Below are 16200 nucleotides of genomic sequence, written 5' to 3'. Positions count from 1 at the left end.
TCAGAAAACCTTCACACTATACTCAAAATAAAACAGCCATAGCGCTTATATCGCCATGGCTGCTTAAACCGATATAGAGAATTTCTGGAACTTAGTTCCAGGGCAGATAATCGCGCCAGCCGTTGGACTTGCCAGCGGCCTTCTTGCGCTCGCGTTCCTTCTGCGCCTCGTCCTGACCCAGTTCGCCGGTAGCGGCGGTGGATGCAGGTTCACGATAGGCCAGCGGCGGCTCGCTCAGATACTTGCGGTTTGTGGCCGAACCCTGCGCCTGCTGCGCACGCTCTGCCTTGATGGCCGCCATCTTCTTTGGATCGACGGTCGGCAGACGGGAGTTATATTCTTCGCGACGGCTGTTACCGCCCGGCAGCGCGGTCTGCAGATTGCTTGCAACCGGACCGTCAGCCTCGACCGGCGACACGAAGTTCGGATTGTCACGGTTGGCGGTGATTTCATCACGCAGACGCTTGCGGCGCTGTTCCGGTGATTCCGGCCAGTTTGCACCGCCAGCGCTTGCGACACTGTCCTGCGGTGCAGGCAACTGACCCTTATCGCCCGGAGAAGGACGCACAAGATCAGGACGCGGCTTGTAGTCGATGCGCTCTTTCTTGTTCTTGCCCTGACCGAAGCTCGCCATATTGGAAACGTCGTCGAAGAGCTGCGCGCCCGACGACTTGTCCGTTCCATAGGTTGGCGAAGACATGCAGCCTGACAGCGAAAGACCCGCTACAGCCGTCATAAGTATCAGAACTCGTCCGTCAATCTTCATTAGCGCCACTTCTTTTACGCCTGTCGATTCTTTGTTCGCGAGGCTTGCTCCAGCGTGCCTTGCCTCAAAAAACCGGCAACTCCAAGGCAGATCGTAAATTTATTCGAGGACTGCCTTGTACATGAGAGGAACTCATGCGGCAATCCGGCATTAACCGCTATTTCACCATGTTCACGCGCGAGACCGCAACCCCTGTCGCACAAACAAACAATCCGCCCCGGATGAAACCGGAGCGGATTGCAATCTCTGTTATCAGGCTTCGAGCTTGCCGAGCGCCTTCAATTCGCGCAGCGCTTCGGCATCGCGCGCCGACACTTCCGGGAATTCCGGGTCGGAACCCACATCCGTGGTGTAGCGCCACGAACGCGCGCATTTTTCGCCTTCGGCACGAGCAGGCACGACGGCCACGCCCTTCACATCACCAAGCGTGAAAGCGCCTTCCGGTGCCGCAGCATCGCTAAACGCAATACCGCTGGTGATGCAGATTTCCGCAAAATCGAGACCATCGAGCGAATCGCTCAGGCTCTTGTCGGAGATATGGACCACCGGCGCTGCTTCCAGCGACGAACCGATGCGCTTGTCTGCGCGTTCCAGCTCCAGCGCGCCGGTCACGACACGGCGAACCGCGCGCACCTTGCGCCACTTTTCGGCCAACACGTCGTCACGCCATGCGGCAGGCGTCGGACGGAATTGCTCGGCATGAACCGAAACCGACTGCGGGTAACGGTCGAGCCATGCCTCTTCCATGGTGAAAGGCAGCATGGGCGCCAGCCAGGTCGTCAGGCGGTCGAAGATTTCACGCACGGTCTGCAACGCAGCCTTGCGGCGAACGCTCGACGGCGCGTCGCAGTAAAGTGCGTCCTTGCGGATGTCGAAATAGAAGGCCGAAAGCTCGACATTCATGAAATCGATCAGCGCGCGGGCGATGCGCTTGAAGTCGAATGTGTCATAGCCGGTGCGCACAACCTCATCCAGCTCCGTCAGACGGTGCAGCATCAGGCGCTCAAGTTCCGGCAGATCGGCATGAGCAACGTTTTCGCCTTCGTCATGCGCCAGCGTGCCCAGCATCCAGCGGATGGTGTTGCGCAGCTTGCGATAGGCGTCGATATTGGTCTGGATGATGCTCTTGCCGAGGCGCTGATCTTCCCAATAATCGGTCGTCATGACCCACAGACGCAGGATATCCGCGCCGGATTCCTTGATGACGTCCTGCGGTGTCACCGTATTGCCGAGCGACTTCGACATTTTCTTGCCGTGCTCGTCCATGGTGAAACCATGGGTTACGACAGCATTATATGGCGCACGACCGCGCGTGCCGCAGCTTTCCAGAAGCGACGAATGGAACCAGCCGCGATGCTGGTCCGAGCCTTCGAGATAGACATCTGCCGGCCATTTCATGTCCGGGCGGTCTTCCAGCGTGAAGGTGTGGGTTGATCCGGAATCGAACCACACGTCCAGAATATCGCGCACCTGAACCCAAGGCTCATTGGCGCGGTTGCCAAGGAAACGCTCGCGCGCGCCTTCGGCAAACCATGCGTCAGCGCCTTCGGCCTCGAAAGCATCGAGTACACGCTTGTTGACCGCATCGTCCTGAAGGATGTTGCCTTCCTCATCCACGAAAACGCAGATCGGCACGCCCCAGGCGCGCTGACGCGACAGCACCCAGTCCGGGCGACCTTCGATCATAGAGCGAAGGCGCGTCTGACCGGCAGCCGGGACGAAACGTGTATCGTCGATGGCCTTCAACGCGCGCGAGCGCAGCGTGGTGCCGTCGCCGAGGTTCTTGTCCATATAGACGAACCATTGCGGCGTGTTGCGGAAGATGACCTGCTTCTTCGAACGCCAGGAATGCGGATAGGAGTGCTTCAGGCGACCACGGGCGAAGAGCTTGTCATTGGCGATGAGCTGATCCATCACCGACTTGTTGGCGTCGCCCTTCTTGCCGTTATCGTCGATAACACGCGCGGCGCCGCCTTCGCGGTCCGGACCGAAGCCCGGCGCGTCCTTGGTATAGTAGCCGTCGTCACCGACCGGGAACGGGATGCTCGGATCGATACCGCGTGCTTCCAGTTCACGCACATTGTTCATCCAGGCTTCAAAGTCTTCACGACCATGGCTTGGCGCAGTGTGGACGAAACCCGTACCAGCATCGTCGGTCACATGATCGCCGTCGAGCATCGGAACCGCGAACTCATAGCCGCCCGCAAAACCCTTCAACGGATGGTCGAGGACGATCTTGCCAAGTTCGTCTGCCGAAACGCCACGCAGGCGCTTGAACTGAAGCTTTGCCTTGGCGAAGCTTTCTTCGGCCAGCTTGTCGGCGAAGATGAGTTTTTCGCCCGGACGCGGACCGAAATCGTTCTCGGCTTCCGTGACTTCGTAAAGCCCGTATTCGATACGCGACGAATAGGACACTGCGCGGTTGCCGGGGATGGTCCAGGGGGTGGTCGTCCAGATCACCACGGCGCTGCCGGAAAGATCATTCTGGCCAGCGACCGGGAACTTGACCCAGATCATATCCGACTCGACATCGTGATATTCGACTTCCGCTTCGGCCAGCGCCGTGCGCTCGACAACCGACCACATCACCGGCTTGGAACCGCGATAAAGCTGACCGGAGGCCGCGAACTTAAGAAGCTCGCCAGCGATGCGCGATTCAGCGTGGAAGTTCATCGTCGTGTAAGGGTTTTCGAAATCGCCGAGGATCGCAAGACGCTTGAACTCATCCGTCTGGACCCTGATCCAGTTGGCGGCGAATTCACGGCATTCCTTGCGGAATTCGTTGATCGGCACTTCGTCCTTGTTCTTGCCTTCGGCACGATATTTTTCCTCGATCTTCCATTCGATCGGCAGGCCATGGCAATCCCAGCCCGGAACGTAGTTCGAGTTATAGCCGCGCATCTGGAACGAGCGGGTGATGACGTCCTTGAGGATCTTGTTCAGAGCATGGCCTATATGAATATTGCCGTTGGCATAGGGCGGGCCATCGTGCAGCACATAAAGCGGGCGGTCTTTCGCCTGCTCGCGCAGCTTCTTGTAAAGGTTCATCCCCTCCCAGCGCTCGACAAACAGCGGTTCGCGCTGCGGCAAGCCCGCGCGCATCGGAAATTCTGTCTGCGGCAGATTGAGGGTTTTAGAGTAATCGATCTTGGTCGTCTCAGTCATGATCGGTATTCGCCTGTGAAGCCTCGGCCAGAAATGGCGGGCATGTGGATCAACGATAACAGGGGGACTGTAAGAGCACAGCCGGTCGTTCCCGGACATCCGCGCCAGATATTGCCTGGCAAAACAGCCATTCAGGCAAAGCGGGAGGCCGGGCCAATAATTCGTATGGCCGTCATGATAAGCCGAAAATCCGTCATCATGGGCACGCTTTTAGCAATGAGCTTGGCAGGAATAAAGAGGCCAGGGGAACAAAGACGCAATAAAACTGCATCCCTGTCCCTGAAAATCTTCACAGTAGCGCGACCCGATGGCGCATCGCCAACCGGATCAGACGCCTCATTGTCTGAATCAAAAAACGGCAGGCCGTGGCGAAAATGGTGATTTTCGAGTACCGGAGCGGAGTGTACTTAATGTACATGAGCACCGGAACGCAGAAAAGCGCCATTTGCAGACCGGCATGGCGACTTTTGGATCAGACAATCAATCGAGCGAGAAGTCGAAACGGTAGGTCGCAGACACGCCAACCATGAACTGGTCGCGTGAGCCGCGCTCCTTGACGATGCTCGAATCCTTGGCCGGGCCTTGCAGGCGGGTATATTCGCCAAACAGGCTGGTATCGATCTTGTCGGTCGCCTTCCAGTTGATGGCGCCGCCGAAACCGGCCGATTTGAAACCGCCGCCCGGATTGTATTCCGACAGGCCGGAGGCCGCCGATTCCTGCGCATCGACGCCGTAATAGGTCTTGAAGTAGTCCTTCGACGCGAAAGTTGCGCGCGGACCCGCCGAAACGCGGATAACCGGCGTCACATCATAAAAAGCGTCGGCAGAAATATCGGCAACAACGCCCTTGTGCGCGCGGATACCCTGACGTACTTCGCCGCGTACACGCAGCCAGTCGGTCGGATAGACCTCGGCAAAGCCACCCACTTCACCGCCGAACTTGGTGTCTTTCAGGCCGTGAATATCATCGTCGCGTTCGAAAAGCAGCTTGCCTGCCAGACCGGCGCGGAAGCGGTTGTTGTCGATCAGCGCGAAGGAAACATTGTCGTTGCGCGAGGAGAACCGCGTCGCTTCGCCCTGACGGCCAAGCGAGATCAGCGGCTGCGCAGAAAAGCGATATTTGTTCGAGCCTTCGAACTTGGGTGCGACCAGACCGGCTGCACCAACCTTGAGGTACCAGTCGCCGGACCAGAAATGCTTGCGGGCCGGCTGAACCGTTTCCGCTGCATAGATATCGGTCTGCTGCACATCGGCGGCATAAGCAATGGAACCGGTGACGGGAATGAAAGTGCCTGCAACGAGGGCCAGTGAGAGAATACGCAAAACAAGATCTCCGACAAACAGCACCTCGAAAATTCGCAAGGTGTTTAACACTCTCTGTCGGAAATACGTAAAATTTGACTTAAATCTTAGGTAGAAAAATAATCCGTTACACTTCATTCAAAGGAAAGGACGCGGTCAAGCTCCGACAATGGGCGAGCACCGGCCAGCAAGGCGCGAGCTTCTTCCTCGTCGCGCTTCATCTGCTCGATCAGCGGGTCCAGCCCGTCGAATTTCACTTCGCCGCGCAGAAAGCCGAAGAACGAAACACAGGCGACTTCGCCGTAAAGATCGCCGGAAAAATCGAACAGGAAGGTTTCGAGAAGCGGCGAGCCATCGCTATCCACCGTGGGGCGGCGGCCAAAACTGGCAACACCGTCATGCAGGCTGCCATCCTGCCTGCGGAAACGAACGGCATAAATGCCATGTTTCAGGCTGGTCTGGGCGCTGACCTTCATATTGGCGGTGGGGAAGCCGAGCGTGCGCCCTAGCTTCTTGCCGTGAATGACCTCGCCGCAGACGGCATAGCGATAGCCAAGCAGTCCTGCCGCTCCGGCAACATCGCCATCGCACAACAGATTGCGAACGCGTGTGGACGAAACGAGGTTGTTGCCTTCATCGGTAAAGGCATCCACCAGCGTCACGTGGAAACCGGCGCCCTCGCCTGCCTGCAGGAGAAACTCCGGCGTGCCGCGTCGACCCTTGCCGAAGTGAAAATCATAGCCGGTCACGACGCGGCTGGCATGCAGCTTTTCGACCAGAATGTGCTGCACAAAATCTTCCGCCGACCGGCTGGAGAATTCGGCGGTAAAAGGCTGCTCGACAACCGCGTGAAAGCCCATGTGCCGCAGTATCGATGCCTTTTCACGCGCGTCGGTAAGCCGGTCGATCGGCTCGTCCGGCTTGAAGAAACTGCGCGGATGCGGCTCGAATGTCAGCACGACCGCAGGCAGATTTTCCTTGGCCGCGATTTCCAGCGCCCGCTCAAGCACGGCCTGATGTCCGCGATGAACGCCATCGAAATTACCAATGGCCACCACGCAATTGCGCAGGCGCTCCGGCAAGGTGTCGGTTCCCGAAAGGCGTTGGAAATCAGAATTCGTCATGGTGTGCCTGAGTCTTGACTTGCTTCAGTCTGTGCTTGTTTGACCTTGCCCGCAATGTGCGAAAATATCAGACGAGTGCGTAAAGCTCGGCGACCGGACGATGCCCGTGCTTCTCCAGAAACGCTTCCATCTTTGCAAGATCAACCGTCCCGTTGTCCGCATAATCGGCAGCGTGCACGCCGCCCGAAATATAGAGCACATCAAGACCAAAACCGGCAGCGCCCTTCACATCGGTCAGCACGCCATCACCAATGCCGAGAATGCGGCTCTTGTCGACAGGGCCGCCGCGAACTTCCTCGGCTGCATGCAGCGCGGCCTCATAAATCGGGCGATGCGGCTTTCCGGCGATCAGCGTGCGACCGCCCAGCTGGCTGTAATCGCGCGCAAGAGCGCCCGCACACCAGACAAGACGTGGACCGCGCTCAACCATGATGTCGGGATTGGCGCAAATGAAAGGCAGATTGCGCGAACGCAGACGCTGAAGCAGGTCGGCGTAATCGGCGGGCGTTTCCACATCATCATCGGCGAGGCCGGTGCAGACGACGCCATCGGCCTCAAATTCTTCCACCAGTTCCACATCCAGCCCGTCATAGATCGACAGTTCGTTGTCGCGGCCGATATGCAGAACCTTGCGCGGACCCTCAACGATCAGATCACGCGTCACGTCGCCGGAGGTGACGATACGGTCATAGGTATCCGCCGGTACGCCCAGCGTTTCCAGCTGCGCTTCGACACCCGGATGCGGACGCGGAGAATTGGTAACGAGAATGACCGTGACGCCCTTGGCGCGGGCGCGCTTCAAGGCAGCGACAGCAGCCGGATGTGCGGCGACGCCATTATGCACCACGCCCCAGACGTCGCAGAAGAACACGTCATACTGGCCGGTCAGGTCGTCGAGGCTTGCAAGCTGCTTCATAGTCTTCCTCTTGATATTCCATTTTCGAGCTGGAACGCCGCCCGCATATGCAAGCCGCATGCGCTCCATCTAACGCAGCCTATCAAAACTGTCACGAGCTTTACCGCCAATAAGCCCAGAAAGCACCGCGTCCAAATACCCCATAAGGAATGACTTAATAAGCCGTCGAGCAGATTCACCGATCATTTACCGCACTTCGTGACCGACTGTTAGAAAGATGCTGCTAGGAACAGCGCACAACCTTTCGGTTTAACAAAAAGCAACACAACCTTTCGGGCGGGCGTGGATTTGAATAATTGGAGCGGACCAGCAAGGCGGCTTTTCGTCGCCTGCACGACAGGCGTTGCGCGCAAGGCCAATTTCGGAAGCCTTTCCGAAAGAGCAAACCGATTCCGCCGCGATGAACGCGGTAATTTCGCGATGATGACGGCGATATTACTGGTGCCGCTGTTGCTTGCAGGCATGGTTGCCATGGACGCCACCAATCTCATGCGCACCCGCAACAATGTGCAGGCCGCGCTCGATGCGGCAGCACTGGCAGTTGGCAAGCGTTTTTCCACCGGTGCAAGCGAAGCCGACATGCAGGACTATGGCAGCAAGGTCTTCAATGTGAACCTGACCGCGCTTGCCGGAAACCGCGTCGCCTTCGCCATCAAGTTTCCGCAAACAGCGAACGATAACCAGCAGATTGAAGCAACTGCGAGCTTCCAATATCAGTCGCTGTTCGGCTCCCTAGCAGCGCAACTGACTAATTCAGCAGATGAGTGGGACAACAAGCAATATGCGATGAGTTCCTTCGTGCGGCTCAAAAACACCGTCGAAGTCGCGCTTGTGCTCGATAATTCAGGCTCCATGAATGACAATGGCGCCGGCTCGAACACGCAGCGTCTGCAACTGCTGAAAGATGCAGCAACACAGCTTGTCGACACCATGGCCGCACAATCGGCGCTGATCACGCGTGTTGAAAAGCCAGTGCAGTTCTCGCTGGTGCCTTTCGCGGGCTCCGTCAACATCGGACCCAGCTATCTCAAAGAGACATGGATGGACCCGAGCGGCACCTCGCCGGTCAATCTCGAGAACTTCACGCTTCCGGTTAAGATCGACAGCACGCGCAGTATTGTCGAGAACCCGACAGGCAGCGGCCTTTACTTTAAATCGGGGACAGGCTGGGGCACAGACAATGGCAAGGCCTTCTCCCGCGCTGTTCTCTATGCCGATCTCGCAAAGCGCTCGTCCGCATCGTGGATTCCATGGAAAGGATGCGTCGAGGCACGCCCGGGAACACTGGCATTGGACGTGACTGCACCATCGACCGGCAAACCCGAAACCCTGTTCGTGCCAATGTTCGGTCCAGCGGAATATTATGATGTCGACTCGAAGGGCAACCCGACAAACCTTACGCTGAACAGCTGGTGGCTCGACGACAGGACCTTAACTGGCGCGGCGCGTCAGAACGACTTGAAGAAATATTATCTAAACAACGGATTAGACAATCCATCCAAGGGTGGCGGGCCAAACTATAGCTGCACCACCACAGCCATCACGCGCCTGACCGACATCTCCACTGATGCAGGCAAGACCGCTATCAAGACGGCCATCAAGGCCATGCAACCGGATGGCGGTACGAATGTGCCTGAAGGCATGGCATGGGGATGGCGGACGCTCGTTCAGGGCGCGCCGTTTACGGAAGGCCGCCCATCGACCGACCGCGGCAACGATAAGGTTGTGATCGTGCTCACCGATGGCGCCAATACGTACTATACGTATAATTCGCTTGCTGGATCGAACAGGGATAAGGCCAGCAATCTGTCCTACTATTCGGCACATGGTTATACGAGCCGCACCACGAAGGGCTACAGCCAGACCCGTCTGTTTCAGGAAAGCGGCGTGTCTGTCTCGCAGGACAACAGCGTCTATACCAAAGCGATGAATGCCCGCTTCAACAAGCTTTGCAACAATGCGAAAGATGCCAACATCATCGTTATGACCGTTGCAGTGGACCTGAACACCAGCAAGACGGACGAAAAAGCCCAAATCGAGCTGCTGAAGACCTGCTCGTCCGACTCTCGTGTCCGTCTCGACGGCGGCAAGCCCGCCAAGCTGTTCTGGAACACGACCGGTGGCAATCTGTCTGAAACGTTCCGTCAGATTGGCGATGAGCTGTCAAACCTGCGTATCTCGGGTTGATCCTGCAAACCGAGCCACCATATGCGGAGCGGGCCACATGGCCCTCCGCATGTCGGGTCGCCTGATCCCTTCGCGAACGGTGCAAATTAACCATCATTCGCCTGTCAAATTTTTCAGGCAATCTTGACATTAAAAGATCCGGCCTCTATCTCAGAGGCACGTTAGCACTCCGGAAGAGAGAGTGCTAACAGCGCGGATCGGCTCGATCCGCATAACAGGGTTCAACGTCTATAACACCAAGGGTTATACCATGGCTGATATCAAGTTCCGCCCGCTTCATGACCGCGTCGTCGTTCGTCGCGTTGAATCGGAAGCAAAGACCGCTGGCGGGATCATTATCCCTGACTCCGCTAAGGAAAAGCCGCAGGAAGGCGAAGTTGTCGCTGCTGGCGCTGGCGCTCGTGACGAAGCTGGCAAGCTCGTTCCGCTGGACGTCAAGGCTGGCGACAAGGTTCTGTTCGGCAAGTGGTCCGGCACGGAAGTCAAGATCAACGGTGAAGACCTGCTGATCATGAAGGAATCCGATATTTTGGGTATCGTCGGCTAATTCAATTAGCCCGGAGCATTTCCAGCAAAAGTGCGAAGCAGTTTTGCGTAGGATAATGCGTAAAAACGAAGAGACAGAGCGGTTTCGCTCTTACCAAAAAACCAATTCACCATACCTGACCGGGATATTCCCAGGAGAGTAAAATGGCTGCAAAAGACGTAAAATTCGGTCGCACTGCGCGCGAAAAGATGCTGCGCGGCGTCGATATCCTCGCTGACGCTGTTAAGGTCACGCTCGGCCCGAAAGGCCGCAACGTTGTGATCGACAAGTCCTTCGGCGCTCCGCGCATCACCAAGGACGGCGTTTCGGTTGCCAAGGAAGTCGAACTAGAAGACAAGTTCGAAAACATGGGCGCACAGATGCTGCGCGAAGTGGCTTCCAAGACCAACGACACTGCCGGTGACGGCACCACCACCGCGACCGTTCTCGGTCAGGCTATCGTTCAGGAAGGCGCCAAGGCTGTTGCCGCTGGCATGAACCCGATGGACCTGAAGCGCGGTATCGACCTCGCAGTTTCGGAAGTTGTTGCAAACCTTCTCGGCAAGGCCAAGAAGATCAACACCTCGGAAGAAGTTGCTCAGGTTGGCACGATCTCCGCTAACGGCGAAGCCGAAATCGGCAAGATGATCGCTGAAGCGATGCAGAAAGTCGGCAACGAAGGCGTCATCACGGTTGAAGAAGCCAAGACCGCCGAAACCGAACTCGAAGTCGTTGAAGGCATGCAGTTCGACCGCGGCTACCTGTCGCCGTACTTCGTCACCAACCCTGAAAAGATGGTTGCTGACCTCGAAGACGCTTACATCCTTCTGCACGAAAAGAAGCTCTCGAACCTCCAGGCTCTTCTGCCGGTTCTCGAAGCTGTCGTTCAGACCTCCAAGCCGCTCCTCATCATCGCTGAAGACGTTGAAGGCGAAGCTCTTGCTACCCTCGTCGTCAACAAGCTGCGTGGCGGCCTGAAGATTGCTGCTGTCAAGGCTCCTGGCTTCGGCGATCGCCGCAAGGCCATGCTCGAAGACATCGCGATCCTCACCGGTGGTCAGGTTATCTCCGAAGATCTCGGCATCAAGCTCGAAAGCGTTACGCTCGACATGCTCGGCCGCGCCAAGAAGGTGTCGATCTCCAAGGAAAACACCACGATCGTCGACGGTGCAGGCCAGAAGGCCGAAATCGACGCTCGCGTTGGCCAGATCAAGCAGCAGATCGAAGAAACCTCTTCGGACTACGACCGTGAAAAGCTTCAGGAACGCCTTGCCAAGCTCGCTGGCGGCGTTGCCGTGATCCGCGTTGGCGGTGCAACGGAAGTTGAAGTCAAGGAAAAGAAGGACCGCGTTGACGACGCCCTGAACGCAACCCGCGCTGCAGTTGAAGAAGGCATCGTTGCTGGCGGCGGCACCGCTCTGCTCCGCGCTTCGGTTCAGATCAAGGCCAAGGGCATCAATGCTGACCAGGAAGCTGGCATCAACATCGTTCGTCGTGCGATCCAGGCTCCGGCCCGTCAGATCACGACCAACGCTGGTGAAGAAGCTTCGGTTATCGTTGGCAAGATCCTCGAAAACGGCGCTGACACCTTTGGCTACAACACTGCCAACGGCGAATACGGCGATCTGATCGCTCTCGGCATCGTTGATCCGGTCAAGGTTGTCCGCACGGCTCTGCAGAACGCAGCTTCGGTTGCTGGCCTGCTGATCACCACGGAAGCCATGATTGCTGAACTGCCGAAGAAGGATGCAGCTCCGGCTGGCATGCCTGGCGGCATGGGCGGCATGGGCGGCATGGACTTCTAAGAAGTCCATAAAGCACTACTTTAAAGAGAACCTCCGGCTTCGGCCGGAGGTTTTTTTATGTCTAAAGTCCCAAAAGCCACCCTTGAATGGCCGGCGCCAAGCCAAACCCACAGCCCAATAATGAACCCGCACATATGCGGGAGAGCGGTTAATCGGCACTTTTCTCATTACGTTACGTAACTATCTGTGATTTATAAAAAATTTACCGTCTAGCCCCTTTGCCGATGTTAAAATTCTATTTTAGAAAGTTCTCATTGACTTGCGACAACCAATCGTGGTCAATCCCGGTTGACATGAGATGGACTTCCAGTTTGCCCCCGCACCCCGGAAGTCCTGTCTCAGGCAACAGGAAAGGCAGGCTTCGGCCTGCCTTTCCACTTTAAGGCGTATTTTCTCAGATTTCTGGCCCGTAGATTTTCAAACAAAGTTCAGCGCATGCTTTCGCTCGATGGCTTCAGCTTGCCTCCCGCTGATTTTGCCCTATCGTTATCGCAACGAGAAAGAGGACGGAAAATCATATGCGTAAAGAACTGCCAATCGACACTGCCCCCAAGGATGGTCGCAAGATTACCGTCGTGTGGACCGACGAAGACGATCAGCGCAATGAATCGATTGCGCAATATCGTTCGCTCGCGCAACTGAACGCTGGCGGCGGGCAGTGGGATGAGACCGATACCGGCTGGTGGACATTCACCGACAGCAAGACGCAGCGCAAAATAGAACCGACCGCGTGGATATCCGAAACCGAAGGCGGTGACGACGAAAACGAAGACAACTGACTGGCGCAGAAATTGACGCTCAAATAAAGTTGAATTTTCTAATCATATTTTGTCAAATAGCTGAATAAGGAACTACCAATTCGTCGGTAGTGCTATATTCATTGCGTGAGAGGCCCGGTTGCGGGCCCAAAGCTAGCCGGAGACATGAAATGACCGCCACGCGTACCGAAACAGATACTTTCGGACCGATTGATGTTCCCGCCGACCGCTATTGGGGCGCACAGACACAGCGCTCCTTGCAGAATTTCAAGATTGGCGGCGAGCGCATGCCTCTGCCACTCGTTCACGCGCTGGGCGTCGTCAAGCGCGCCGCCGCTGAAACCAACATTGCACTTGGCAAGCTCGACCCGGTTCTGGGTCAGGTCGTAGCTGTTGCGGCTTCCGAAGTGATCGAAGGCAAGCTTGACGATCATTTTCCGCTCGTCGTCTGGCAGACGGGTTCCGGCACGCAATCGAACATGAACGCCAATGAAGTGATCTCCAATCGCGCCATCGAACTGCTTGGCGGCGAGAAGGGTTCGAAGAAGCCTGTTCATCCGAACGACCACGTCAATATGAGTCAGTCGTCCAATGACAGCTTCCCGACGGCGATCCACATCGCCACGGCGGTTGAAGCGGTCAATCGCCTCTATCCGGCGCTGGAACACCTGACCAAGGCGCTGAAGGTCAAGGAAGAAGCCTTCAAGGACATCATCAAGATTGGCCGCACGCATACCCAGGATGCGACGCCGGTCACGCTCGGCCAGGAGTTTTCCGGCTATCACGCAGCGCTTGAATATGCGCGTCATCGCATCGAGCAATCCCTCGCTGATGTTTTCCTGCTCGCGCAGGGCGGCACCGCAGTGGGCACCGGCCTCAATGCCCCGATCGGCTTCGATAGCGGCTTTGCCGATGCGGTCAGCGAAATCACCGGCCTGTCGTTCAAAACCGCGCCGAACAAGTTCGAAGCGCTGGCCAGCCATGGCGCAATTCTCAACTTCCATGGCAGCCTGAATGCGCTGGCGGCTGATCTATTCAAGATCGCCAACGATATCCGCTTCCTTGGCTCCGGCCCGCGCTCCGGCCTCGGCGAATTGTCCCTGCCGGAAAACGAGCCCGGCTCGTCGATCATGCCGGGCAAGGTGAACCCGACGCAGGCGGAAGCCATGACCATGGTGGCAACGCAGGTCTTCGGCAACCAGACCACCGTGACCGTTGCCGCCAGCCAGGGCCATTTCGAGCTGAACGTGTTCAAGCCGGTCATCGCTTACAATGTCCTGCAATCGATCCGCTTGCTCAGCGACGCCATGGTTTCCTTCGCCGATCACTGCGTGGACGGCATTGAAGCCAACGAAACCCGCATCAAGGAACTTCTGGATCGTTCACTGATGCTGGTGACCGCGCTGGCACCTGCAATCGGCTACGACGGTGCAGCAAAAATCGCCAAGACTGCGCACAAGAACGGCACGACCCTGCGCGAAGAAGCGCTGGCGAGTGGGCTGGTGAGTGCTGAAGACTACGACCGGCTCGTCCGAGCGGAGCGCATGATTGCGCCTGAGTGATCATGCGTGCATGATCGTCTATATGCAGTGAACAAACTGTCGAGAATTATACGGCTTTTCTTGACAGTCATTAGTCGATAATTGATGGCTCAGTTCAACAGGAGATAACTCCCTCATGTCTTCGATTACCCCACAGTCCAACGGCGCTGTAACGCTCATCGCCCGCGTGTTCCTCTCGATCCTCTTCATCATTGCCGGTTTCGGCAAGCTGACGGCTCTTTCCGGCACGGCTGGCTACTTTGCAGGCCTCGGCCTTCCGCTTCCGATGGTTACGGCTGTGGTTGTCGGCCTCGTTGAATTCGTTGGCGGCATCGCCATTCTGGTTGGTTTCCAGACCCGTATTGCAGCAGCAATCGTCGGCCTGTTCACCATTGGCGCAACGCTCGTTGCACACATGAACTTCGCTGAAGGCATGAATGCCCTGATGGCACAGAAGAACCTGGCAATCGCTGGCGGCCTCTTCCTGCTTGCTCTGCATGGCGCAGGTTCGCTGTCGATCGACGCCAAGCGCGGCTGATTAGAGCGCGTTTCGATCTGATTGGATCAGATCGGCATGAAATGAATAAAGCCGCGCCTGCGTACAATGCCGGGCGCGGCTTTTTTCGTTCGGTTTACCACCACTTTCGCACTGCCACTGCGAACACACAATTTTTATCAGAATTCTCTTTTCAAAACGGGCCACCGGTAGTTGTGTAATATTGGCCTGTCAGATAATGGAGCCGCTTATTTTAGCGTTTAGGAACAACCGCTCCGCGAACGATCAATTGCATTCAAGATTCCTCCCCAAGCATAGATTGTAGAGAAAAATGACTGTTTCCCCCGCAACCAGCAGCCAGTCTCCCACTGGCTCCACCCCTATTGGAAATTTCGGTTTTGCGCTCACCAGCCTGACCGTTCTGTTCTTCATGTGGGGCTTCATCACCAGTCTCAACGACATCCTGATCCCGCATCTGAAGAACGTCTTCCAGCTCAACTATACCCAGTCGATGCTGATCCAGTTCTGCTTCTTCGGTGCATACTTCATCGTTTCGCTGCCCGCCGGAGCGCTGGTCAGGCGGATCTCCTACAAGCGCGCAATCGTCGTCGGCCTTGTGGTCGCCGCCATCGGCTGCGCGCTGTTCATTCCGGCAGCTTCCTACCGGGTCTATGGGCTGTTTCTCGGCGCGCTCTTCGTGCTGGCGTCCGGCGTCACGATCCTGCAAGTGTCTGCCAACCCCTATGTCACGATCCTCGGCAAGCCGGAAACGGCTGCAAGCCGCCTGACGCTGACACAGGCATTCAACTCGCTCGGCACGACGATTGCCCCGCTCTTCGGCGCAATGCTGATCCTGTCTGCCGCAACCGGAGCCGTCAACAGCACGGCGGAAGCCGATGCCGTCAAATTCCCCTATCTCATGCTGGCGCTGGCCTTTGTCGTTCTCGCCATTGTCTTCGCCATCCTGAAGCTGCCGGATGTTGAAGCCGAAGAAAGCACAGTCGCGGATGAAGGTTCAGCCTGGCAATACCGGCATCTGGTGCTGGGTGCCATCGGCATTTTCGTCTATGTGGGCGCGGAAGTCAGCGTCGGCAGCTTCCTCGTCAATTTCCTCAGCGACCCGAGCGTGGTCGGCTTGTCGGAAACCGATGCTGCCCATCACGTCGCCTATTTCTGGGGCGGGGCCATGGTTGGCCGTTTCATCGGCTCGGCAGCCATGCGCTATATCGATGACGGCAAGGCGCTAGCCTTCAACGCCGTGGCTGCCATTCTGCTGCTGCTCCTCACGGTTGCGACAACGGGCAATGCCTCCATGTGGGCGGTTCTGGCAATCGGCCTGTTCAACTCGATCATGTTCCCGACCATCTTCAGTCTGGCATTGCATGGCCTTGGCAAGCACACCAGCCAGGGCTCGGCGATCCTGAATCTGGCCATTGTCGGCGGCGCGATCATCCCGCTGATACAGGGCGCGCTGGCCGATACGGTCGGCATTCATTATGCGTTCCTGATGCCGATCATCTGCTATGTCTATATCGCCTTCTATGGCCTCGTCGGCAGCAGGCCGAAACGCTAAACCTGAAAACGACAAAAGCCGGTCTGACCCCAGACCGGCTT

The 16200-nt window shown here is 57.0% G+C and carries 12 protein-coding genes; 7 read left to right on the top strand and 5 right to left on the bottom strand.

From position 1 onward, the window contains the following. Positions 1-91: 91 nt before the first annotated feature. The 5 genes from FGI60_RS00880 to FGI60_RS00860 all read right to left on the bottom strand — a co-directional run bounded on the left by FGI60_RS00880 (position 92) and on the right by FGI60_RS00860 (position 7273). The gene (locus FGI60_RS00880; RefSeq protein WP_138783525.1) at positions 92-766 is read right to left on the bottom strand and encodes a hypothetical protein; all 675 of its coding nucleotides are present in this window, start codon (positions 764-766) and stop codon (positions 92-94) included. A 252-nt stretch (positions 767-1018) separates the two neighbouring features. Next, on the bottom strand, positions 1019-3931 hold the full coding sequence (ileS, locus tag FGI60_RS00875; RefSeq protein WP_138783524.1) for an isoleucine--tRNA ligase: 2913 nt from the start codon (positions 3929-3931) through the stop codon (positions 1019-1021). 480 nt (positions 3932-4411) lie between these two features. Continuing rightward, entirely contained in the window at positions 4412-5164 is a 753-nt protein-coding gene (locus FGI60_RS00870) for a MipA/OmpV family protein (protein ID WP_235889716.1), read from the bottom strand. A 203-nt stretch (positions 5165-5367) separates the two neighbouring features. Continuing rightward, complete coding sequence (locus FGI60_RS00865; protein ID WP_138783522.1) at positions 5368-6357, bottom strand: bifunctional riboflavin kinase/FAD synthetase; 990 nt, start codon at positions 6355-6357, stop codon at positions 5368-5370. Between the two features lie 67 nt (positions 6358-6424). Next, on the bottom strand, positions 6425-7273 hold the full coding sequence (locus FGI60_RS00860; RefSeq protein WP_138783521.1) for a TIGR01459 family HAD-type hydrolase: 849 nt from the start codon (positions 7271-7273) through the stop codon (positions 6425-6427). A 288-nt stretch (positions 7274-7561) separates the two neighbouring features. On the opposite strand from FGI60_RS00860, the gene FGI60_RS00855 reads away from it, so the two are divergent. The 7 genes from FGI60_RS00855 to FGI60_RS00825 all read left to right on the top strand — a co-directional run bounded on the left by FGI60_RS00855 (position 7562) and on the right by FGI60_RS00825 (position 16159). Further along, entirely contained in the window at positions 7562-9460 is a 1899-nt protein-coding gene (locus tag FGI60_RS00855; RefSeq protein ID WP_235889705.1) for a pilus assembly protein TadG-related protein, read from the top strand. Between the two features lie 250 nt (positions 9461-9710). Beyond that, positions 9711-10007: a co-chaperone GroES gene (groES, locus tag FGI60_RS00850; protein ID WP_078339070.1), complete on the top strand. Its 297-nt coding sequence runs from the start codon at positions 9711-9713 to the stop codon at positions 10005-10007. Between the two features lie 143 nt (positions 10008-10150). Next, the gene (gene groL / locus FGI60_RS00845) at positions 10151-11791 is read left to right on the top strand and encodes a chaperonin GroEL (protein ID WP_078338956.1); all 1641 of its coding nucleotides are present in this window, start codon (positions 10151-10153) and stop codon (positions 11789-11791) included. 518 nt (positions 11792-12309) lie between these two features. Further along, positions 12310-12570: a hypothetical protein gene (locus tag FGI60_RS00840; protein ID WP_078338957.1), complete on the top strand. Its 261-nt coding sequence runs from the start codon at positions 12310-12312 to the stop codon at positions 12568-12570. Between the two features lie 149 nt (positions 12571-12719). Beyond that, positions 12720-14111, top strand: a complete 1392-nt coding sequence (gene fumC, locus FGI60_RS00835) for a class II fumarate hydratase (protein WP_138783520.1) — start codon at positions 12720-12722, stop codon at positions 14109-14111. Between the two features lie 115 nt (positions 14112-14226). Then, positions 14227-14628, top strand: coding sequence for a DoxX family protein (locus FGI60_RS00830; RefSeq protein WP_078338959.1), 402 nt, complete (start codon positions 14227-14229; stop codon positions 14626-14628). A 289-nt stretch (positions 14629-14917) separates the two neighbouring features. After that, a complete protein-coding gene (locus FGI60_RS00825; RefSeq protein WP_138783519.1) occupies positions 14918-16159 on the top strand; it encodes a sugar MFS transporter in 1242 nt (413 codons plus the stop codon). Positions 16160-16200: the final 41 nt, after the last annotated feature.

The organism is Brucella haematophila, from assembly GCF_005938105.1.
Taxonomy (GTDB): domain Bacteria; phylum Pseudomonadota; class Alphaproteobacteria; order Rhizobiales; family Rhizobiaceae; genus Brucella; species Brucella haematophila.
Note: the sequence above shows the minus strand (reverse complement) of the source record. Positions and strands in the feature narration are given on the sequence as shown.